General features: G+C 66.8%; 22 protein-coding genes. 18 read left to right on the top strand and 4 right to left on the bottom strand.

What is annotated here, in order from left to right; translation table 11 throughout:
- Nucleotides 1–139 precede the first annotated feature (139 nt).
- Both HWX87_RS04210 and HWX87_RS04205 read left to right on the top strand, forming a co-directional pair.
- Nucleotides 140–1525, top strand: a complete 1386-nt coding sequence (locus HWX87_RS04210) for an MFS transporter (RefSeq protein ID WP_176045933.1) — start codon at nucleotides 140–142, stop codon at nucleotides 1523–1525.
- A 15-nt stretch (nucleotides 1526–1540) separates the two neighbouring features.
- Nucleotides 1541–1945 carry a DUF4440 domain-containing protein gene (locus tag HWX87_RS04205; protein ID WP_176045932.1) on the top strand — a complete coding sequence of 135 codons (405 nt, stop codon included), beginning with the start codon at nucleotides 1541–1543 and terminating at the stop codon, nucleotides 1943–1945.
- On the opposite strand, the gene HWX87_RS04200 is transcribed toward HWX87_RS04205, so the two are convergent.
- Entirely contained in the window at nucleotides 1946–2686 is a 741-nt protein-coding gene (locus tag HWX87_RS04200; RefSeq protein WP_176045931.1) for a glutathione S-transferase, read from the bottom strand.
- 128 nt (nucleotides 2687–2814) lie between these two features.
- On the bottom strand, nucleotides 2815–3135 hold the full coding sequence (locus HWX87_RS04195; protein ID WP_176045930.1) for a cupin domain-containing protein: 321 nt from the start codon (nucleotides 3133–3135) through the stop codon (nucleotides 2815–2817).
- Between the two features lie 365 nt (nucleotides 3136–3500).
- Between HWX87_RS04195 and HWX87_RS04190 the strand changes: the two genes are divergently transcribed.
- The 8 genes from HWX87_RS04190 (at nucleotide 3501) to asd (ending at nucleotide 10197) form a co-directional block, all read left to right on the top strand.
- Entirely contained in the window at nucleotides 3501–4322 is an 822-nt protein-coding gene (locus HWX87_RS04190; RefSeq protein WP_176045929.1) for a hypothetical protein, read from the top strand.
- 32 nt (nucleotides 4323–4354) lie between these two features.
- Nucleotides 4355–5113, top strand: coding sequence for a Tat pathway signal protein (locus HWX87_RS04185; protein ID WP_176045928.1), 759 nt, complete (start codon nucleotides 4355–4357; stop codon nucleotides 5111–5113).
- Between the two features lie 222 nt (nucleotides 5114–5335).
- Complete coding sequence (leuC, locus tag HWX87_RS04180; protein ID WP_176045927.1) at nucleotides 5336–6745, top strand: 3-isopropylmalate dehydratase large subunit; 1410 nt, start codon at nucleotides 5336–5338, stop codon at nucleotides 6743–6745.
- A gap of 3 nt (nucleotides 6746–6748) precedes the next feature.
- Complete coding sequence (locus HWX87_RS04175; protein ID WP_166953681.1) at nucleotides 6749–6895, top strand: entericidin A/B family lipoprotein; 147 nt, start codon at nucleotides 6749–6751, stop codon at nucleotides 6893–6895.
- Between the two features lie 68 nt (nucleotides 6896–6963).
- Nucleotides 6964–7614, top strand: a complete 651-nt coding sequence (leuD, locus tag HWX87_RS04170; RefSeq protein WP_176045926.1) for a 3-isopropylmalate dehydratase small subunit — start codon at nucleotides 6964–6966, stop codon at nucleotides 7612–7614.
- A gap of 78 nt (nucleotides 7615–7692) precedes the next feature.
- The gene (leuB, locus tag HWX87_RS04165; RefSeq protein WP_176045925.1) at nucleotides 7693–8760 is read left to right on the top strand and encodes a 3-isopropylmalate dehydrogenase; all 1068 of its coding nucleotides are present in this window, start codon (nucleotides 7693–7695) and stop codon (nucleotides 8758–8760) included.
- A gap of 110 nt (nucleotides 8761–8870) precedes the next feature.
- The gene (locus HWX87_RS04160; RefSeq protein ID WP_006756675.1) at nucleotides 8871–8990 is read left to right on the top strand and encodes a hypothetical protein; all 120 of its coding nucleotides are present in this window, start codon (nucleotides 8871–8873) and stop codon (nucleotides 8988–8990) included.
- 85 nt (nucleotides 8991–9075) lie between these two features.
- Nucleotides 9076–10197: an aspartate-semialdehyde dehydrogenase gene (asd, locus tag HWX87_RS04155; RefSeq protein ID WP_176045924.1), complete on the top strand. Its 1122-nt coding sequence runs from the start codon at nucleotides 9076–9078 to the stop codon at nucleotides 10195–10197.
- 99 nt (nucleotides 10198–10296) lie between these two features.
- Here the strand turns inward: asd and flgE are convergent, their stop codons facing one another.
- A complete protein-coding gene (flgE, locus tag HWX87_RS04150; protein WP_176045923.1) occupies nucleotides 10297–11541 on the bottom strand; it encodes a flagellar hook protein FlgE in 1245 nt (414 codons plus the stop codon).
- A gap of 337 nt (nucleotides 11542–11878) precedes the next feature.
- Nucleotides 11879–12103, bottom strand: a complete 225-nt coding sequence (locus HWX87_RS04145) for a hypothetical protein (RefSeq protein ID WP_176045922.1) — start codon at nucleotides 12101–12103, stop codon at nucleotides 11879–11881.
- A 276-nt stretch (nucleotides 12104–12379) separates the two neighbouring features.
- Between HWX87_RS04145 and HWX87_RS04140 the strand changes: the two genes are divergently transcribed.
- The 8 genes from HWX87_RS04140 to folC all read left to right on the top strand — a co-directional run bounded on the left by HWX87_RS04140 (nucleotide 12380) and on the right by folC (nucleotide 21278).
- Nucleotides 12380–14461, top strand: a complete 2082-nt coding sequence (locus HWX87_RS04140) for a FimV/HubP family polar landmark protein (protein WP_176046336.1) — start codon at nucleotides 12380–12382, stop codon at nucleotides 14459–14461.
- Nucleotides 14461–15273 (top strand): tRNA pseudouridine(38-40) synthase TruA, encoded by an 813-nt coding sequence (truA, locus tag HWX87_RS04135; RefSeq protein WP_176045921.1) that lies wholly within the window; start codon nucleotides 14461–14463, stop codon nucleotides 15271–15273. The genes HWX87_RS04140 and truA overlap by 1 nt, the downstream gene beginning before the upstream one ends.
- Entirely contained in the window at nucleotides 15270–15971 is a 702-nt protein-coding gene (locus HWX87_RS04130; protein ID WP_176045920.1) for a phosphoribosylanthranilate isomerase, read from the top strand. The genes truA and HWX87_RS04130 overlap by 4 nt, the downstream gene beginning before the upstream one ends.
- Before the next feature lie 54 nt (nucleotides 15972–16025).
- Nucleotides 16026–17219, top strand: coding sequence for a tryptophan synthase subunit beta (trpB, locus tag HWX87_RS04125; RefSeq protein ID WP_176045919.1), 1194 nt, complete (start codon nucleotides 16026–16028; stop codon nucleotides 17217–17219).
- Between the two features lie 9 nt (nucleotides 17220–17228).
- Entirely contained in the window at nucleotides 17229–18080 is an 852-nt protein-coding gene (locus HWX87_RS04120) for a site-specific DNA-methyltransferase (RefSeq protein ID WP_176045918.1), read from the top strand.
- A gap of 40 nt (nucleotides 18081–18120) precedes the next feature.
- Nucleotides 18121–18930 (top strand): tryptophan synthase subunit alpha, encoded by an 810-nt coding sequence (gene trpA, locus HWX87_RS04115; RefSeq protein WP_176045917.1) that lies wholly within the window; start codon nucleotides 18121–18123, stop codon nucleotides 18928–18930.
- Nucleotides 18931–18994: 64 nt separating this feature from the next.
- Nucleotides 18995–19867, top strand: coding sequence for an acetyl-CoA carboxylase, carboxyltransferase subunit beta (gene accD / locus HWX87_RS04110; RefSeq protein WP_176045916.1), 873 nt, complete (start codon nucleotides 18995–18997; stop codon nucleotides 19865–19867).
- Between the two features lie 100 nt (nucleotides 19868–19967).
- Nucleotides 19968–21278 (top strand): bifunctional tetrahydrofolate synthase/dihydrofolate synthase, encoded by a 1311-nt coding sequence (gene folC / locus HWX87_RS04105; protein WP_176045915.1) that lies wholly within the window; start codon nucleotides 19968–19970, stop codon nucleotides 21276–21278.
- The last annotated feature ends 13 nt before the right edge of the window (nucleotides 21279–21291 follow it).

Genomic DNA, 21291 nt, shown 5'->3' with positions numbered 1-21291 from the left:
CTGCGGTGCGGCGGATGCGCGGCGTCGCCGCCGCGTGATCCGATTGTCAAAAAATTTCGACGGGAGCCGTCGAATCCGGCCGCTTACCGATGTGCGCGCCGGCTTCTACACTGCGGCGTTTCGTGATGTTCCCGCCGCCATGCCAGACCGTTCCAGAATCGCCGCCGTCTACCTGCTCGGCTTCGCGATCGATCTCGCGAACATGTTCATGCTGAACGCCGCATATCCGGCGCTGCAGCGCGAACTGCACGCGTCGGTCGCGCAGCTTGCGTGGGTCGGCAACATGTATGTGCTCGGCCTGACCGTCGTGATTCCGTTCGGCACGTGGCTCGCGCGCCGCTGCGGCGAGCGGCGCGTGTTCGCCGCATCGTTGCTGCTGTTCGGGTTCGGCAGTGCCGGCGTCGGCGCGTCGCCGTCGATCGGCGCGCTGCTCGCGTGGCGGCTGGTCCAGGGGCTCGGCGGCGGGCTGCTGATTCCGGTCGGGCAGACGATGGCCTATCGCGCGTATCCGCCGCAGGCGCGGGCGCGGCTCACGTCGGTCGTGATGATGGTCGCGCTGCTCGTGCCCGCGGTCTCGCCTGCGATCGGCGGGGCAATCGTCGATCGCGGGTCGTGGCGCGCGATCTTCTTCGCGATGTTGCCGATCGCGGCCGCGACCTGCGCGCTCGCGTTCGCCTGGCTGCCGCGCGACGGTGCGCTCGACCGGCCGCCGCGGCTCGACTGGCCGGGGCTCGGCCTGAGTGCGGCAACGCTCGTCGCGCTGCTGCTCGGGCTGACCGCCGCGGGGCAGCCCGGCGACGCGGGTTTTCCGCTCGCGATGCTGGCCGTCGCGGTCGTGGCAGGCGCCGGCTATGCGGCGCATGCGCGTCGTGCCAGGTCGCCCGTCGTCGACCTGCGCCTGCTCGCACAACCGTTGCTGCGAACCGGTGTGGTGGTCTATCTGTGCGTGCCGGGCATTTTTACGGGCGTCAACCTCGTCGCGTCGCTCTACCTGCAGAACGCACTCGGATTGAGCGCTGCGCATGCCGGTGCGCTGATGCTGCCGTGGGCGATCGCGGCGTTCTTCGCGATCGCGACCACGCGCCGCTGCTTTGCACGCCACGGCGCGAAGCCGTTGTTCGCATATGGCATCGCGATCGATTGCGTCGGCATCGCACTGCTCGCGACGCCGTGGGCCGGCGTCGAAGCCGTGCGCATCGCGGCATTCGCGGCGATGGGGTTCGGCGCGAGCCTGTGCACGAGCACGTCGCAAAGCGCGGCGTTCGTCGATGTGCCCGCCGACCGGATGGGCGACGCGAGCGCGCTGTGGAACATCAACCGCCAGTTGAGCTTTTGCGTTGGCGTGGCCGTGCTCGGCAGCGTACTCAATGCGTTGCTGGCGTTCGACGCGGGCGGCCCGTCGCTCGCGCCGTACCGCTGGTGCTTCGGGCTGGCGGTCCTGCTGACCTTGCTGCCGCTCGGCCTGATCGCACGGCTTCCCGCACATCATGCGCCGCTCGCGCAACCCGTTTCATCCCACTCGTGAGAACCTGAGAGCCTTATGAATTTGCCGAACCCGTATTTCAAGGAAGTCGTCGATACCGTTGCCGACATCGCGTGCTGGTTGTCCGGCCGCGCCGGCCCCGAGCGGCTCGCGACGCTGATGGCGCGTTTCTCGCCGGGATTTTCGATGATCACGATGTCGGGCGCGGTGCTCGATTACGCGGGCGTCGATGCGCTGTTTTCACACGGGCATGGCGCGCGTCCCGGGCTGGTGATCGACATCGACGAGTTGCGCGCGCATGCCGTGTGGGCCGATGGCGCAACGATCGGCTATCGCGAGGCGCAGACCGACGCGCAAGGGCGGCGCACGGTGCGGCGCTCGACGGTCGTGTTCCGGCGCGAGGCGGATGGCTTGATCGTGTGGCGCCATCTGCATGAGACCGCGGTCGCCGCGCAGGCGTGATCAGTCACCGCGCCGCCAGGTGTCCAGCTCCGGATAGTGGCGGAAAATCCCCATGTCGTTGAACGGGATGCGGCGCGCCGACACGAGATAGCGCGCGACGGGCGGATGCTGCGCGACGCGATCATGCAGCGCGACGAGCGCCGCGACTTTCCGCTCCGCGCGCTTCATCGCCTTCGGAAACGCATAGCGCAGGCCTTCGATCAACTGGAACATCGACAGGTCCGCGTAGCTGAGCGCGGTGCCCGCGAGGTAGCCGCTGTCGTGCGGATTCTGTCCGAGCACGTGATCGAAGTAGCCGAGGAATTTCGGCAGCCGGTTCTCGAGGAAATCGGCTGCGCGCTCGGCGGCCTCCGCCTTCTGATCCTCGTAATACAGGCCGCTGGCGATCGGGTGATGCGTGTCGTGGATCTCGGTGACGAAATCGGCGACGGTCAGCTGAAGCTGGTGCACCCACAGCCGGCCGGCTTCGTCGTCGGGTGCGAGCCCGAGCCGCGCGCCGAGAAACAGCAGGATGTTCGCCGTTTGCCCGACGACCACGTCGCCCGCCTTCAGGAACGGCGGCGCGAACGGCACGCATTCGGCCTTCGTGCTGTCCATCATGCGCATCATCGCCGGCACGCCCATCCCGCGCCCCGATTCGCGCGCGACATCGACATAGTCGGCTTCGGCTGCCTCGAGCGCGAGCCGCACGTACTCGCCGCGGCCCTGGATCTCGGGCCAGTAATAGAGTTCATATCGCATGCTGTCTTCCTGTTCGTTGAACCGGATGCCGTCGGCATCGTGACGACCGGGCGGCCGCGCGCCGCCCGTTGCGAATAGACAGTCTAGGCGATCGCGGGAAAAGCGCCGCGCGCATCATGCGTCGTGCGTCATGCGCGTTCGCCGCCTTCCGGGCCGTAGAAGAACACCCAGGTCGAGAAATCGTCGGAGAAGCCGACGAAGCGATGCACCGCGAATGCGGGGACGAACAGCGTGTCGCCGGCCGCGACGTCGCATTCGCGCCCGTCGACGACGAAGCGCGACGTGCCGGTGGCAATCACGTAGATCTCGTCGCGCGTGTGCGGCGTTTGCATGTCCTCGACGCGCGGCCGGTACAGCTCGACGTCGAGCGTGCCGTGGCGAAACAATGTCGTGAACAGCGTGCCTTCGTCGTCGAGGCGCGCGAGCGATTCGTTCAGGCCGAGCTTCATCGTGGCGTGCTCCGGGTCCGGATCGTGGGGACGTGTATTGCGCCATCGTAGCGCGGGTGTCGATATGTCGAAACCCCGTACCTGCCGCGGGCGCGCCACCGGCGAAACAAACATGCGATTCGCGCACCGCATGTGAAACAAGAGCGCCCGCCGGCGAAACGGCGCGGCGATCGAACGGATTCGGCCGGTGTTTTCACCGCAATTTAACCAACGCCGCCTAGGATCGCGCTTCGTCGATCGGTGGCGCGCCGCGATTCCGGTTCGCGCGAACTCGCCCGATTGCCTTTTCCCTTGACCCTGCGAATGCCATTGACCCTGCCGGTCGCCAGGCGCGGTCGTCATTCGCATCATTGCGTATCGTGCTCATGAGTCAGCATTCCCCGGCTTCGTCCCGAAGAAAATTCCTCGCCGCCGCGCCAGCCGTCGCGGCGTCTTCACTGCTGAGCGCATGCGGTGGCGACGATGTCACGTCGGCACCGGTCGCCGACAGCGCGCTCGCCGCGCAGATGTCCGCGAAACTGAATGCGCAGCTCGGCGATGCGGCGGTCGTCAACGCGATCGTCCCGGCGATGACCGACGTCGGCTTCACGTGGGACCTGCCGACGGTGCCGGCCGCGCAGATCGGCGCGATCGTCGCGTACAGCTTCGGCAACCGTCCGAACGCGGCGAGCGGCAACACGTCGAGCACCGGCGGCAACCAGTCGGCGCTGCCCGATCCGGGCCCCGTGAACGAAGCGCTCGCGGACGCCGTATACCGCATCCGTCAGCTGAAGCCCGTCAAGGTCTATGCGCAGTGGGAAATCGCGCGTTTCCTCGTGTCGAAATACGGAATGGGCGCCGACGTGCTGTCGTCGGTCGAACCTGTGATCGCGAACGACGGCTCGATCGTGTATCTGAGCACCGCGGGCGTCGCGGCCGTGGCCGTGTCGCGGGCGGGCGGGGCGGCGGCGATGGGCGCCGTCGCGGTGGTTGGCCACCGTGATCACGCGAAGCGCTGCATCCAGACGTCGCAGCAGGCGGGCATGAAGGCGGCCGCCGTCGCCGAGGTAGCGCTGCCGACGACGTACGACCCGCAGTCGGGCCAGCCGTGGACGCGCAACCGCAGCCTCTACCTCGTGCACGACATGTATGCGCAGATGCTGACGCGCGCGGTGACCGCGACGATGCAGGCGTTCCCGAAGGGCTGACGCCTTCCGCTTCCCATACGACTCTCATGACCATGAATACCCGTCGCCATTTCCTGGCTTCCACCTCCGCCCTTGCCGCGGCGTGCGCGGCCGCCACGCCCGCGTTCGCGAGCGACGCGCCTGCCAGCGATGCGGAACTGCAGCGCCAGATGCTCGGCAAGCTGACGAACGAACTGAACGATCGCACGACCGCCACCGACGAAACCGGCTATCTGCTCGACACGTTTTTCTCGTGGACGCCGCCGACCGTCGCCGCGGCCTCCATCAATACGATCGTCGCGTTCAGTTTCGGCAACCGCGCCGGGGCATCGGCCGCTGCGCCCGTACCGGGCCCCGTCAACGAGGCGATTGCCGACGCCGTGTTCCAGCTTCGGCAGAAGGTCGCGGCGCCGATCTTCGCGCAGCAGGACATCGCCAGCGTGCTCGCGTCGAAATACGGTCTGACGGCCGGCGTGACGTCGATTGCGACCCCCGCCCTGACGGCCGGCAGCCCGATACCGACCCCCGACGGCGTCGCCGCCGCAATCGTCAAGCAGGCCGGCTCGGCCGCAGCGCTCGGCAAGGTTGGCGTCGTCACGCATGCGGACCAGGCTTCGCTCGCCGTGCGCGCGTCGAATGCGGCGGGGATGCAGGCGGCGGTGCCGGCAAGCTTCACGTTGCCGTCGCTCTACGACACGTCCGCGCAGATGGCGGCCATGCGGCGGCGCGACCTCTACCTGCTGAGCAACGCCGGCATGCAGCTCGCGATGCTGCGGCTCGACCTGATCAACCGCGAGTACCCGAACGGCTGACGCCGCCGGCCGCGGGGCGCGGCGCAAGATCCGGGCGACGCGTCTGCCGCCGGATCGTGCGTGCCCCGTTTTGCCGGGTAATGCCGATACAGGTATTGCGACTACCAGCCAAACCACTGTTTTTAATGGGTTTTTTCGCGTCCGGCCTGCGCCGGGACGCGTGCTGCGTGGCATAATCGACCTCATCCGCAAGGCTTGTAGTCACAACGACCCCGCATACCCATGGCACAGACTCTCTACGACAAACTGTGGAACACCCACGTGGTCCACGCCGAGGAAGACGGCACGACCCTGCTCTATATCGACCGTCAGCTGCTGCACGAAGTCACGAGCCCGCAGGCGTTCGAAGGGCTGAAGATGGCGCAGCGTCCGGTGTGGCGCATCAGCGCGAACCTCGCCGTGTCGGACCACAACGTGCCGACCACGGACCGCAGCCACGGCATCGCCGATCCCGTCTCGAAGCTGCAGGTCGACACGCTCGACGCGAACTGCGATGCGTTCGGCATCACGCAGTTCAAGATGAACGACGTGCGCCAGGGCATCGTCCACATCATCGGGCCGGAACAGGGCGCGACGCTGCCGGGCATGACGATCGTGTGCGGCGATTCGCACACGTCGACGCACGGCGCGTTCGGCGCGCTCGCACACGGCATCGGTACGTCGGAAGTCGAGCACGTGCTCGCGACGCAAACCCTGCTGCAGAAGAAGAGCAAGAACATGCTCGTGAAGGTCGAGGGTGCGCTGCCGCGCGGCTGTACCGCGAAGGACATCGTGCTCGCGATCATCGGCAAGATCGGCACGGCAGGCGGCACGGGCTACGCGATCGAATTCGGCGGCTCGACGATCCGCGCGCTGACGATGGAAGGCCGCATGACCGTCTGCAACATGGCGATCGAAGCCGGCGCGCGCGCGGGCATGGTCGCCGTCGACGACACGACGGTCGATTACCTGAAGGGTCGCCCGTTCGTGCCGACCGGCGCGGAATGGGATCAGGCCGTCGAATACTGGCGCCAGTTCAAGTCGGACGACGGCGCGCAGTTCGACCGTGTGGTCGAGCTGAATGCAGCCGAGATCGTCCCTCAGGTCACGTGGGGCACGTCGCCGGAAATGGTCACGTCGATCGACGGCCGCGTGCCCGATCCCGAGCGCGAGAAGGATCCGGTCAAGCGCGATGCGATGGAGCGCGCGCTGGCGTACATGGCGCTCGAGCCGAACACGCCGATCGAATCGATCAAGGTCGACAAGATCTTCATCGGCTCGTGCACGAACGCCCGGATCGAAGATATCCGCGCGGCCGCGTATGTCGTGAAGAAACTGAACCGTCGTGTCGCGTCGAACGTGCGGCTCGCGATGGTCGTGCCGGGTTCGGGCCTCGTGAAGGCGCAGGCCGAGCGCGAAGGGCTCGACAAGGTGTTCACGGATGCCGGCTTCGAATGGCGCGAGCCGGGCTGCTCGATGTGCCTCGCGATGAACGCCGACCGGCTCGATCCGGGCGAGCGCTGTGCGTCGACGTCGAACCGCAACTTCGAGGGCCGGCAGGGCGCGGGCGGTCGCACGCACCTCGTGAGCCCCGCGATGGCGGCAGCCGCGGCGATCGAGGGTCACTTCGTCGACATTCGCCAGCTGGGGTAACGCGTGACGGCATCGAAGGTCATTGCGCGGCTGGTTGCCGCGCTGGCGCTGGCAGGGCTGGGTTTCGGCCTCGCGGGCTGCAATACCGTCCAGGGCTTCGGGCAGGACGTCAACGCCGCCGGCAGCGCGATCAAGCGCGCCGCGGAATGACGCGGCCCGCCGAGGATTTGTCGATGTGCGCCGGCTGAACGCCGGCCCTTCAACCGGATAGACGGATCATGGAAAAATTCACTGTACATACCGGCGTCGTGGCGCCGCTCGATCGCGAGAACGTCGACACCGACGCGATCATCCCGAAGCAGTTTCTGAAGTCGATCAAGCGCACCGGCTTCGGTCCGAATGCGTTCGACGAATGGCGTTACCTCGATCACGGCGAGCCGGGCCAGGACAACTCGAAGCGTCCGCTGAATCCCGACTTCGTGCTGAACCAGCCGCGCTACCAGGGCGCGTCGGTGCTGATCGCACGCAAGAACTTCGGCTGCGGCAGCTCGCGCGAGCACGCACCGTGGGCGCTGCAGCAGTACGGCTTCCGCGCGATCATTGCACCGAGCTTCGCGGACATCTTCTTCAACAACTGCTACAAGAACGGTTTGCTGCCGATCGTGCTGACCGAGCAGCAGGTCGATCACCTGTTCAACGAGACGGTGGCGTTCAACGGTTTTCAACTGACGGTCGACCTCGACGCCCAGGTCGTGCGTTCGGGCGACGGCCGCGAGTATCCGTTCGAGATCACCGCGTTCCGCAAGTACTGCCTGCTGAACGGCTTCGACGACATCGGCCTCACGCTGCGCCATGCGGACAAGATCCGCCAGTTCGAAGCCGAGCGGCTCGTGAAGCAGCCGTGGCTCAACACCAAGCTGGTCGGCTGATCGTGCCTTTCGGGCGGGCGCGCCAGCGGCGCGTTCGCCGGCCTGCCTCATAAAAACCTACCCAGTCAGGAATTTCGCATGAAGATTGCAGTGCTGCCCGGCGACGGCATCGGTCCGGAAATCGTCAATGAAGCGGTGAAGGTGCTGAACGCACTCGACGAGAAGTTCGAACTCGAACAGGCGCCGGTCGGCGGCGCGGGCTACGAGGCGAGCGGTCATCCGCTGCCCGACGCGACGCTTGCGCTCGCGAAGGAAGCCGACGCGATCCTGTTCGGCGCCGTCGGCGACTGGAAGTACGACTCGCTCGAGCGCGCGCTGCGCCCCGAGCAGGCGATCCTCGGGCTGCGCAAGCATCTCGAGCTGTTCGCGAACTTCCGCCCGGCGATCTGCTATCCGCAGCTCGTCGATGCATCGCCGCTTAAAGCCGAGCTCGTCGCGGGCCTCGACATCCTGATCGTGCGCGAACTGAACGGCGACATCTATTTCGGCCAGCCGCGCGGCGTGCGCGCGGCACCGGACGGTCCGTTCGCCGGCGAGCGCGAAGGCTTCGACACGATGCGCTATTCGGAACCGGAAGTGCGCCGCATCGCGCACGTCGCGTTCCAGGCCGCCCGCAAGCGCGCGAAGAAGCTGCTGTCGGTCGACAAGGCGAACGTGCTCGAGACGTCGCAGTTCTGGCGCGACATCATGATCGACGTGTCGAAGGAATACGCGGACGTCGAGCTGTCGCACATGTACGTCGACAACGCGGCGATGCAGCTCGCGAAGGCGCCGAAGCAGTTCGACGTGATCGTGACGGGCAACATGTTCGGCGACATCCTGTCGGATGAAGCGTCGATGCTGACGGGTTCGATCGGCATGCTGCCGTCGGCGTCGCTCGACAAGAACAACAAGGGCCTGTACGAGCCGTCGCACGGTTCGGCGCCGGACATCGCGGGCAAGGGCATCGCGAACCCGCTCGCGACGATCCTGTCGGCCGCGATGATGCTGCGCTACTCGTTGAATCGCGCGGAGCAGGCCGATCGCATCGAGCGCGCGGTGAAAACCGTGCTCGAGCAGGGTTACCGTACGGGCGACATCGCCACGCCGGGCTGCCAGCAGGTCGGCACGGCAGCGATGGGTGATGCGGTGGTCGCGGCGCTGTAACGCGATGCGGCACCGATAATGTAGAAAGGGCGCGAACGGGCCGCGAAAATCGGCCGGTTCGCCCACGGTTGGCCGTTGTGCGGGCCACCGGCTTTGTGTAGACTCGAACGATGGCGCTGATTTCCCTGATCTCCCCGGTCCTGAAACTCCACGGCAACACTGCCCGTGCGGGTGCGCGCGCCATCGTCATCACGAAAACCATTACCACGAAAACGATCATTAAACGCTGATCGCCGTCGTGCCCGCCTGTTTCCCCGCGCGGTCACGCGGGGACGGAAATGGCGGGGAAGCTCCATTCAAAGCAAAGGGTTAGTCATGAACGTAGGTCTCGTAGGTTGGCGCGGCATGGTCGGCAGCGTCCTGATGCAGCGCATGCAGGAAGAGGGCGATTTCGACCTGATCGAACCGGTGTTTTTCAGCACCAGCAACACGGGCGGCAAGGCGCCGTCGTTCGCGAAAAACGAGACTACGCTCAAGGACGCGACCAACGTCGACGAGCTGAAGAAGTGCGACGTGATCATCACGTGCCAGGGCGGCGACTACACGAACGACGTGTTCCCGAAGCTGCGCGCGGCCGGCTGGAACGGCTACTGGATCGACGCGGCTTCGTCGCTGCGGATGAAGGATGACGCAGTCATCATCCTCGATCCGGTCAACCTCGACGTGATCAAGGATGCGCTCGTCAAGGGTACGAAGAACTTCGTCGGCGGCAACTGCACGGTCAGCCTGATGCTGATGGCGCTCGGTGGCCTGTTCCGCGAGAACCTCGTCGACTGGATGACGGCGATGACCTACCAGGCCGCATCGGGCGCGGGCGCGCAGAACATGCGCGAGCTGCTTGCGCAGATGGGCACGCTGAACGGTGCGGTGAAGGAGCAGCTCGCCGATCCGGCTTCCGCGATCCTCGACATCGACCGCCGCGTGCTGGCCGCAATGAACAGCGACGCGATGCCGACCAGCAACTTCGGCGTGCCGCTCGCCGGCTCGCTGATTCCGTGGATCGACAAGGATCTCGGCAACGGGATGTCGAAGGAAGAGTGGAAGGGCGGTGCGGAAACCAACAAGATCCTCGGCAAGCCGGCAATGGGCGAGCCGGGTTCGATCCCGGTCGATGGCCTGTGCGTGCGGATCGGCGCAATGCGCTGCCACTCGCAGGCGCTGACGATCAAGCTGAACAAGGATGTGCCGCTCGACGAGATCAACGGCATCCTCGCGTCGGCGAACGATTGGGTGAAGGTCGTGCCGAACGAGCGTGAAGCGTCGATGCGCGACCTGTCGCCGGCGAACGTCACGGGTACGCTGACGGTGCCGGTCGGCCGCCTGCGCAAGCTCGCGATGGGCGGCGAATACCTGTCGGCCTTCACGGTCGGCGACCAGCTGCTGTGGGGCGCGGCCGAGCCGCTGCGCCGCATGCTGCGCATCCTGCTCGACAAGTAACTCCGCTTGCGTGTCCGGCCCGCGGGCCGGACTGCACACGAAGACGCGCCGCGTCGGCCCTGGGTTCAGGGCTGGCGCGGCGCGTTTTTCATATGCGGATCAGCGCATGCTCAGCAGCGTCTGGTCGACGGCCTGCTGCGTCTTGATCGTCTGCGCGTTCGCCTGGTAATTGCGCTGCGCGGTGATCAGGTTCACGAGCTCGGTCGTCAGGTCGACGTTCGAGTTCTCCAGTGCGCTGCCCTGCAGCGTGCCGTGGTTCGTGCTGCCCGGCGCGGAGACCTGCGGCACGCCCGACGCGGCGGTTTCGACATACTGGTTCCCGCCGACGTTCACGAGCCCGTTCGGGTTGTTGAAATTCGCGAGCGCGATCAGGCCGAGCACCGCGCTCTGGCCGTTCGAGTAGTTGCCGGTCAGCTTGCCGTCGGTGCCGATCGAGAACGTCGTCAGCGTGCCGCTCGCGAAGCCGTCCTGCGCGAGATTGGTCACGCCGTCCTTGCCGCCGTACTGCGTCGTGCCGCCCAGGTCGAGCGTCAGGTTCTGCGGGTTGGCGCCGCCCGTCGTGTTGGGAATCGAGAACGCGAACTGGCCGAGGCTCGGCGTCGGCTGGCCGGTCGCGGCCGACGTCGTCGAGCTGATCCGGCCCGATGCATCGAACGTGACGGTGCCGAGATTCGTCGGCGTCTGGCCCTGCACGCCCGCGTACGCCTGCCACGTACCGGCCGCGCTCTTCGCGAAATACATCGTGACCTGTTGCGAGCCGCCGAGCGTGTCGTAGACCTGGATCGACGAGTTGTAGTTGTAGGTCGTGCTGTCGCTCGCGTTGAACGGCGTCTTGGTCGGCACCTTGTCCTGCGAGTTCAGGTTGAACTGGCCGGTAATCGTGTTCGTCGCTCGCGGCGCGATGTTGTTGGTCGGCGCCTGCAGCGCCACGGTCTGCGCGGTGTTGATCACGCCGCCCACGCCGGCCGCGTAGCCCATCAGGTTGCGGCCTTGCGAGTCGACGATGGCGCCGTTCTTGTCGCGATGGAACGTGCCGTCGCGCGAGTACGTGGTCACGCCGTTGCTCGACATCTGGAAGAAGCCGTTGCCGTTGATCGCGACGTCGAGCGACGATTTCGTCGTATTGATCGTCCCCTGGCCGAAATTCCGCTGCACCGACGCGAGTTGGGTGCCGATACCGATCTGCGTGTTGACCGACGTCGCGACCGAATTCGCGTACATGTCGGCGAAGTTCGCGCGCCCCTGCTTGAAGCCAACCGTGTTTGCGTTCGCGATGTTGTTGCCGATCACGTCGAGATTGCTCGACGCGCCGGTCAACCCGCTCAAACCCTGCTGATAGCCCATGTTCGATCCCCGTAACGAGCTGGTGAGTAAATGCAGTCTTGCGACTGCGCTGACTTCTGGCACTGCACGGCGTCAGCCCGGTCGATCGCGCTCCCGCCTTTCCGGCGTGGGTGAACGCAAGGGTCGAATTGCGCCGATTCCTGTTTGAAGGCGATCGTAGCGACGGCGATTATTCGGTCTGTGTAATTTTGTGTAATGTAATTGAATTGTTGTCGAAATGAACGATTTTGTATGAGCAATGGATCGCGGGGTGCGAGTCGAAAGCCTTGTGGGGATTGGCTTTGCCGGGGAAAATGTTCAATTCTCCGATAAGAGAGGGGAATTGCCTTCTTATCGATCAATTGAAATTTATTTGAATGGAATTGGCCATTCGTCGGGATTTGTTTTGATTGTCGGTGGCTAATTCATTAACGGCAGGCAGCGCGGTTTGTTGAGCGGACATGCGTGATTTCGCCGTCGGGATCCTGTGTCGGGCGACCGGGTGGGCAATGCCGCCTGGCGCGTATGCGACAGCCGCGCCATTTGCTCCGGACGCGATGATGTCGCGATGGCTTTCATCCATGGGTGCGAGCTTGCTTGATCAATCCGGTGTGCCGACGACCGCGTGCGGACCCGAGGAGATGGTGGCCCCCGATCCAGAGGCGGCAGCGCCCGGTTGCACCGGCCGGCGACGAATTCGGCCCGAACGCGATCGCGTGAAGTAAACTACGCGGTTACGACGCACAGACCAGCCGAAAGCGTCGCGTTCCGCGCGACGCTTTTGCATTTCTGCGGCAACTTTATTGACGCCTTCAACCGCGAATCCGAGCCGCGCCCGCGCGCGGCGATAGAGCCAACGATGTCCCGAATTTCCTTGTTTCCGCGTCAGTCCCGTCTGTCGCGCGCCGTGCGTGGCGCGCTGGCGATCCTGGCGCTTGGCGCAGCCGCATCGGCCTGGGCCGTCGGCACCGTCGAACTGCCGGCGTCCGCTGCCGGCGCCGCCGCGCCGCTTACCGTGACGGTCCAGCCGGGCCAGTCGCTGAACGACATCGCGAAAGCGGCCACGCAATCGCACGATCCCGGCGTGCTCGCGCGCGCGGGCCGTGCGTTGTTCGACGCCAATCCGCAGGCGTTCATGAAGCGCGACGCGAGCCGCCTGAAAGTCGGCGCGACGCTGACCGTGCCCGCGCTCGACGCAACCGGCGCGGCACTCGTGCCGACCGGTGCCACCGCTGCATCGGGTACGGTGTCCGCGTCCGCGCCTGCCGCTGCATCCAGCAGCGCCGTAGAACCGCAGCACGGCGCGTCCGCGCCGCATCCGGGGTCGGCCGTGCAGTCTGCACCGGTCACGCCGGCCGTCCACGCGGCTCCGGTGAGCGGCGCGAGCGTTGCGACGGCAGCGGGCGCGTCGGCTTCGGTCGGCGCTTCGGCGGCGCACGGTGCGTCGGCGGCCGACAGCCTGCAGCCGGCGGCACCTGCCGCAGGCGCAAGCGGCCCGCACGTATGGAGCGGTGCGATCCAGTCGGCGCCGTCGTCCGCGAGCGAGACCGCGGTCCAGCCGGTGCCGGGCAGCCAGGTTTCGGGTTCGCACGAGCCGGCTGGCGCGACGCCCGCCACGGGCGCGTCGCAGCCGCGGCCGTCGAGCCTGCAGCAGTTGCTGGCGCTGAAGAACCGCGTGCTGATGGAGTTGCAGAAGCACGGCATCGGCAAGCCGGGCACGACGAACGGCGTCGCTCCGGTGCCCGCGCCGGCACCCGCCGCGCCGCGTCCGGCCACGAACGACGCCGGTGCGTCGGCAGCCGCGTCGACAGCAAGCGAAGCGGCGTCCGGCGTCGCCGCCAGCGCGGCGCAACCGGCATCGGTGACTGCTCAACCGGTTGCACCTGTCGCGACGCCGGCGCGCCGTACTGAGCAAATGGACTGGCGTCCTGCCGCCGTGGCCGGCGCAGCCGTGATCGTGCTTGCGGCCGGTTTTGCTTGGCGCAAGCGCCGGAAGGGCCGCGGAACGGGCGATGCGGGTGCGGCGGCAACCGCGGCAGGTGCTGCCGTGACCCCGGAAGCCGAAACCGCGCCGTCGATCGACCGCGAGCTGCCGATCCTGCCCGAGATGCCGGTCGCGCGCGACGCGGCGTCCGATCAGTACCTCGCTGCGGCGACGGCCGCTGCGGCCGAAACGGTCGAGCCGACCGCCGCTGATGCGGCGTCGACGCCGGAAGTCGCGAAACCGCATGACGAGCATCCCGGCCTGCCGGCCGCGCAAGCGGCGGTGCCGCTCGCGAACGACGCAGCACCGGCGCAAGTTCCGCACGATGCAGAACCGGCAGAAAAGGCCGCCGCCAAGCCGGTCGACACGCCTGCCGCGCCTTCGGCGACCGACGCGCAACACGCGACGCTGATGCAGAACGCGATCAGCGCGCTCAGCAGCCTCGACATGCCGTTGCCGCCGCGGACGTCGGACGGCGCGCCGCTGACACCGGACGAACTGTCCGCGCGGGCAGGGCAGTTCGATGCCGATAAAATCGCAACTAACGGTCAAACCGCATCGCACCCCCCGATGGGCGCGAACGTGACGGCGCAGGGACATCCGGCCGACCAGGACGACGAGTACGATTGGGATCCGGACGCGGCGACGCCCGCCGGTCACGCGGGCAGTCCGTCTGCGCTGTCGTCGCTGCCGCCGCTCGGTGGCGCGCAGTTCGGCGCGCTGAAGCTCGATTTCGATCTCGACCTGCCGTCCGCGCCGGGCGCCACGCTGCCCGCACTGACGGCGGACGAACTCGCCCGCATCGCGCGCAACAAGCTCGATCTCGCATCGGAGTACGTCGAACTGGGCGACCTGTCCGGCGCACGGACGCTGCTGCAGGAAGTGGTCGACGCGAACGACACCGCGACGCGCGACGATGCGCGCGCGCTGCTCGCGAAGCTGGCGGACGAGGCGTGATGCGGATCGCACTGGGCGTCCAGTACGACGGCGCGGCGTTCTGCGGCTGGCAGGCGCAGCCGCACGGCAAGACCGTGCAGGACCGGCTCGAGCATGCACTGGCCGAGTTCGCGCGGGCGCCGCTGCATACGACGGTCGCCGGCCGGACCGACACCGGCGTGCATGGGCTCGGGCAGGTCGTGCACTTCGACACCGACCTCGATCGCGAGGTGTTCTCGTGGGTGCGCGGCACCAACGCGTTCCTGCCGTCGACCGTGTCGGTGCAATGGGCCAAGCCGATGCCGGACACGTTCCACGCGCGCTTCTCGGCGTTCGAGCGCACCTATTACTACGCGCTGTACGTGCATCCCGTGCGGTCGCCGATGCTGGCCGGGCGCGCGGGCTGGATCCACACGCCGCTCGACGACGACGCGATGCGCGCCGCCGCCGCGCACCTGATCGGCGAGCACGATTTCTCGTCGTTCCGGTCGTCGGAATGCCAGTCGAAGACGCCGGTCAAACACCTGTATCAGATCGACGTGCGGCGCGCGGGGCATTTCATCCATTTCCGCTTCCGTGCGAACGCGTTCCTGCATCACATGGTGCGCAACCTGATGGGCTGCCTCGTCGCGGTCGGGCGCGGCCGCTATCCGGCCGACTGGCTCGCCGACGTGCTGGCCGGGCGCGACCGCAATCTCGCGGCGCCCACGTTCATGGCCGACGGGCTGTACCTCGCCCATGTCGGCTACCCGGCGGAATTCGCCGTCCCGCCCGCGCAGCTCGGCAGCGTGCCGTGGAGCAGCGTCTGGGCCGATCTGGACCCTCAATCATGACGGATCACGCCGTGTCTTCCTCGACTTCCGCCGCCACCGGCCTGGCGCCGCGCACGCGCATCAAGCTGTGCGGGCTGTCGCGCCCCGAGGACGTGCTGCACGCGGCGGCGCTCGGCGCCGATGCGATCGGCCTCGTGTTCTACCCGAAGAGCCCGCGCGCGGTGACCATCGCGCAGGCGGCCGAGCTGGCGAGCCTCGCGCCGCCGTTCGTGTCGGTGGTCGGGCTGTTCGTGAATGCGACCGAAGCAGAGATCGAGGCCGTCGTGCGCGACGTGCCACTGACGGTGCTGCAGTTCCATGGCGACGAGACGCCCGAGCAGTGCGACGCGCTCGGCCGCGCGGCACGCCTGCCGTGGCTGCGCGCGGTGCGCGTCGGCCCCTCGACGCAGCCGTCCGATTTGGTAGAATCGGACCTTCATTATTCGAAAGCGCGCGGCCTCCTGTTCGACACCCTGGTGCCGGATTATGGCGGTAGCGGCAAGGTCTTCGATTGGTCTCTTATTCCCGCAGAGCTCGCGCATCGGGCCGTTTTGAGTGGTGGCTTGAGCGCGCAAAACGTCGGTGATGCGATCCGCCAGTTGCGTCCGTTTGCTGTCGATGTCTCGAGTGGCATCGAAGTGGAGGGCGCGAAGGGTGTGAAGGATCACGCCCGGATGGCGGCGTTCGTACGCGCGGTGCGCGAAGCGGACGCCCGGTGATGCAAGCGGTGCGGCCCCGAAAGCGGGGCGCGCCGACCGATCGAGAGAGACACCATGTACAACCTTCCTGATGATCGCGGCCACTTCGGCCCGTATGGCGGCGTGTTCGTCGCCGAGACGCTGATTCACGCGCTGGACGAACTGCGCGCAGCGTATGAAAAATTCCGTACCGATCCCGATTTCGTCGCCGAATACGAGCGCGAACTGAAGTATTTCGTCGGCCGCCCGTCGCCGATCTACCACGCGCAGCGCTGGAGCGAGATGCTCGGCGGCGCGCAGATCTACCTGAAGCGCGAGGACCTGAACCACACGGGCGCGCACAAGATCAACAACGTGATCGGCCAGGCGCTGCTCGCGAAGCGCATGGGCAAGAAGCGCGTGATCGCGGAAACCGGCGCCGGCCAGCACGGCGTGGCGACCGCGACGATCTGCGCGCGCTTCGGGATGGAGTGCATCGTCTACATGGGCGCCGAGGACGTGCGCCGGCAGGCCGCGAACGTGTACCGGATGAAGCTGCTAGGAGCTACGGTCGTGCCGGTCGAATCGGGCTCGCGCACGCTGAAGGACGCGCTGAACGAAGCGATGCGCGACTGGGTCACGAACATCGAGAGCACGTTCTACATCATCGGCACGGTCGCGGGGCCGCACCCGTACCCGATGATGGTGCGTGACTTCCAGCGCGTGATCGGCGACGAGTGCAAGGTGCAGATGCCCGAACTCGCGGGCCGCCAGCCCGACGCGGTGATCGCCTGCGTCGGCGGTGGTTCGAACGCGATGGGCATCTTCTATCCGTACATCGACGACAAATCGGTGCAGCTGATCGGCGTCGAAGCGGCCGGCGACGGCCTCGACACCGGCCATCACGCGGCGTCGCTGATCGCCGGCAGCCCGGGCGTGCTGCACGGCAACCGCACGTACCTGCTGCAGGACGACGACGGCCAGATCATCGAGACGCATTCGGTATCGGCCGGCCTCGACTATCCGGGCGTCGGCCCCGAGCACGCATGGCTGAAGGACAGCGGCCGCGCGCAGTACGTGCCGATCACCGACGACGAGGCGCTGAAGGCCTTCCACGATTGCTGCCGGATCGAGGGGATCATTCCCGCGCTCGAGTCGAGCCACGCGATCGCGTATGGCGTGAAGCTCGCGCCGACGTTGCCGAAGGACAAGATCCTGCTCGTCAACCTGTCGGGCCGCGGCGACAAGGACATGCACACGGTCGCCGAGCGATCGGGCATCGACCTCTGACCCCGACCGATGCGTGACCTGATCGAAGAGCCGGGCGGCGGTGCCGCGAGCGAGGCGGAGGCGGTTCAGCCCGCCGCCGCGGTGCCGCGCGCGCTGCCGTCCGGTATCGAACTGCATAACCGCGATTTCCTGACCGATGCCGCGCACCTGCCGGATGCGTCGATCGACCTGATCGTCGCCGATCCGCCGTACGGGCTCGGCAAGGACTACGGCAACGACTCGGACAAGCGTTCGGGCGACGATTTCCTCGCGTGGACGCGCGAGTGGCTCGAGCTCGCGATTCCCAAGCTGAAGCCGAGCGGGTCGATGTACATCTTCTGCACGTGGCAGTACGCGCCGGAAATCTTCAGTTTCCTGAAGACGAAGCTCACGATGGTCAACGAGATCATCTGGGACCGGCGCGTGCCGAGCATGGGCGGCACGACGCGCCGTTTCACGTCGGTGCACGACAACATCGGCTTTTTCGCGGTTTCCAAGGCGTATTACTTCGATCTCGATCCGGTCCGCATCCCGTACGACGCCGATACGAAGAAGGCCCGCTCGCGCAAGCTGTTCGAAGGCAGCAAGTGGCTGGAGATGGGCTACAACCCGAAGGACGTCTGGTCGGTCTCGCGCCTGCACCGGCAGCACGCGGAGCGCGTCGATCATCCGACCCAGAAGCCGCTGGAAATCATCGAGCGGATGGTGCTCGCAAGCTGCCCGCCGGGCGGCCGCGTGCTCGATCCGTTCATGGGCAGCGGCACGACCGCGGTGGCCTGCGCACGGCAGGGGCGCGACTTCGTCGGCTACGAGATCAACGAAAGCTATTGTGCGATCGCGCACGAGCGCGTGAACGCGCTCGCTGTGCCGGCGTGCGCGTGAATCGCGCAGCCGCGTCGCCGAAGCATTGAGGAAAATTGCCATGTCCCGTATTCAGCAAACCTTCGCCGCACTCGCCGAACAAGGCCGTAAGGGCCTGATCCCGTTCATCACGGCCGGCGACCCCGATCCCGCGAAAACCGTCGAATTCATGCACGCGCTCGCCGCAGGCGGCGCGGACGTGATCGAACTCGGCGTGCCGTTCTCGGACCCGATGGCCGACGGCCCGGTGATCCAGCGCTCGTCGGAACGCGCGCTCGCGCGCGGCGTCACGTTGAAGAGCGTGCTCGCCGACGTGAAGCGTTTTCGCGAAACCGACCCCAAAACGCCCGTCGTGCTGATGGGCTATGCGAACCCGATCGAGCGGATGGGCGTCGACGCATTCGCGGCCGAGGCGCACGCGGCCGGTGTCGACGGCGTGCTGGTCGTCGACTATCCGCCGGAAGAGGCGGGTGTGTTCGCCGAAAAGATGCGCGCCGCGCAGATCGATCCGATCTTCCTGCTCGCGCCCACGTCGACCGACGAACGTATCGCCGACGTCGGCAAGATCGCGAGCGGCTACGTGTATTACGTGTCGCTCAAGGGCGTGACCGGCGCAGGAAATCTGGATGTTTCGAGCATTGCGGGTAAAATCCCGGCCATCAAGTCGCGTGTGCCGGTTCCGGTGGGCGTCGGCTTCGGTATCCGCGACGCCGAAACGGCGCGCGCGGTGGCCGAAGTGTCGGACGCCGTCGTGATCGGCAGCCGCCTCGTGCAGCTGCTCGAAAGCGCTGCGCCGGAGGGTGCCGCCGCCGCGCTGAAGACTTTCATTGCCGAGCTGCGCGCCGCCCTGGACGGTGCGGGCACGCGATAAACACAACACAGGAAGCGGGAACGGGCCATGCGGCCCGGCCCGCCACGGAACAGGAAACCATACGATGAGCTGGCTCGACAAACTGTTGCCGCCGAAGATCAAGCAGACCGACCCGAAAAGCCGCAAGGGCATTCCGGAAGGCCTGTGGGTCAAGTGCCCGTCCTGCGAGGCCGTGCTGTACCGCAACGACGTGGACGCGAACCTGCACGTGTGCCCGAAGTGCGATCACCACATGCGCATCGGCGCGCGTGAACGCCTCGACGGGCTGCTCGATCCGGAAGGCCGCTATGAAATCGGCCAGGAAATCGTGCCGGTCGACACGCTGAAGTTCAAGGACAGCCGCAAGTACCCCGATCGTCTGAAGGAAGCGATGGACGAGACGGGCGAGACCGACGCGATGGTCGTGATGGGCGGGGCGATCCACACGCTGCCCGTCGTCGCGGCCTGCTTCGAGTTCTCGTTCATGGGCGGCTCGATGGGGTCGGTCGTCGGCGAGCGCTTCGCGCGCGGCGCGCAGAACGCGCTGGAACAACACGTGCCGTTCATCTGCTTCACGGCGTCGGGTGGCGCACGGATGCAGGAAAGCCTGCTGTCGCTGATGCAGATGGCGAAAACCACCGCGATGCTGACCAAGCTGGCCGAAGCCAAGCTGCCGTTCATTTCGGTGCTGACCGACCCGACGATGGGCGGCGTGTCGGCGAGCTTCGCGTTCCTCGGCGACGTCGTGATCGCCGAGCCGAAGGCGCTGATCGGCTTCGCCGGCCCGCGGGTGATCGAGCAGACCGTCCGCGAGAAGCTGCCGGAAGGCTTCCAGCGCGCCGAATTCCTGCTGAAGACGGGCGCGATCGACATGATCGTCGACCGTCGCAAGCTGCGCGACGAGATTGCGCAATTGCTCGCGCTGCTGCAGCGACAGCCGGCCGACGCGCTGGCTTGACCGGCGCAAAGTTGTGAACTCTGCGCGTCGCCTGGCTTCAGCGTCAGGCGGCGCGCTTCGTTTTTTGGCGTAGTGGCGGTACCGATCCAGATTTGATCCGATGAGCACTTTTCCCACTCTCGACGCGTGGCTTTCGCACCTCGAACGCGCGCACCCGGTCGGCATCGACATGGGCCTGACCCGCATCGGGCAGGTCAAGGCGGCGCTGCAGCTCGAATTCGCCTGCCCCGTCATCACCGTCGGCGGCACGAACGGCAAGGGCTCGACCTGCGCGTTCCTCGAGACGATCCTCGTGCGCGCGGGCTACAAGGTCGGCTGCCACACGTCGCCGCACCTGCTCGAATTCAACGAGCGCGCGCGCGTGAACGGGCAGAACGTCACTGACGCCGAACTGCTGCCGCACTTCGAGGCCGTCGAAGCCGCGCGCACGTCGCTGCCCGAGCCCGTGTCGCTCACGTATTTCGAATTCACGACGCTCGCGATCCTGCACCTGTTCGCGTCGCGCGGGCTCGACGCGGTGATCCTCGAAGTCGGCCTCGGCGGCCGGCTCGATGCGGTCAACATCATCGATACCGATTGCGCGATCGTCACGAGCATCGACATCGACCACACCGAATACCTCGGCGACACGCGCGAGAAGATCGCGTTCGAGAAGGCCGGGATCTTCCGCGCGGGCACGCCGGCGATCTGCGGCGATCCGGCCGCGCCGCAAACGCTGATCGACCACGCCGAAGCGATCGGCGCCGACCTCTGGCTCGTCGGCCGCGATTTCCGCTACGAAGCGCAGGCAGGCTCGGAGCGCCAGCAGTGGAGCTACCTCGGCCGCGAGAAGCGCTATCCGGCGCTCGCGTATCCGGCGCTGCGCGGTGCGAATCAGCTGATCAATGCATCGGCCGCGCTCGCGGCACTCGAAGCGCTGCGCCCGGTGCTGCCGGTGTCCGCGCAGGACATCCGGCTCGGGCTCGCGAACGTCGAGCTGCCGGGGCGTTTCCAGGTGCTGCCCGGCAAGCCGGCGATCGTGCTCGACGTCGCGCACAACCCGCATGCGTCGGCCGTGCTCGAGCAGAACCTCGGCAACATGGGCTTCTTCCCGTACACGTATGCGGTGTTCGGCGCGATGCACGACAAGGACATCGACGGTGTGCTGCAGCACCTGAAGGGCGAGATCGACCACTGGTGCGTGACCGACCTGCCGCTGCCGCGCGCGGCCTCCGCGGAGCAGCTCGAAGCCGCGCTGCGCAAGGCCGGCGTGGAGGAGGGGCCCGATTCCAGCGTGACGCGCTACGCGTCGCCTGCAGAAGCGTTTCGCGATGCACTAAAAAGAGCATCCGAGAATGATAGAATCGTGGTTTTCGGCAGTTTCCATACGGTTGCCGGCGTGCTGGCCTACCGTAAATCGCAGCAACACTGACTGACGGGCAGTT

This window comes from Burkholderia sp. BCC1644 (genome assembly GCF_902833225.1).
Taxonomy (GTDB): domain Bacteria; phylum Pseudomonadota; class Gammaproteobacteria; order Burkholderiales; family Burkholderiaceae; genus Burkholderia.
The sequence above is the reverse complement of the archived record's forward strand: the minus strand, read 5'-3'. Positions and strand labels throughout refer to the sequence as shown.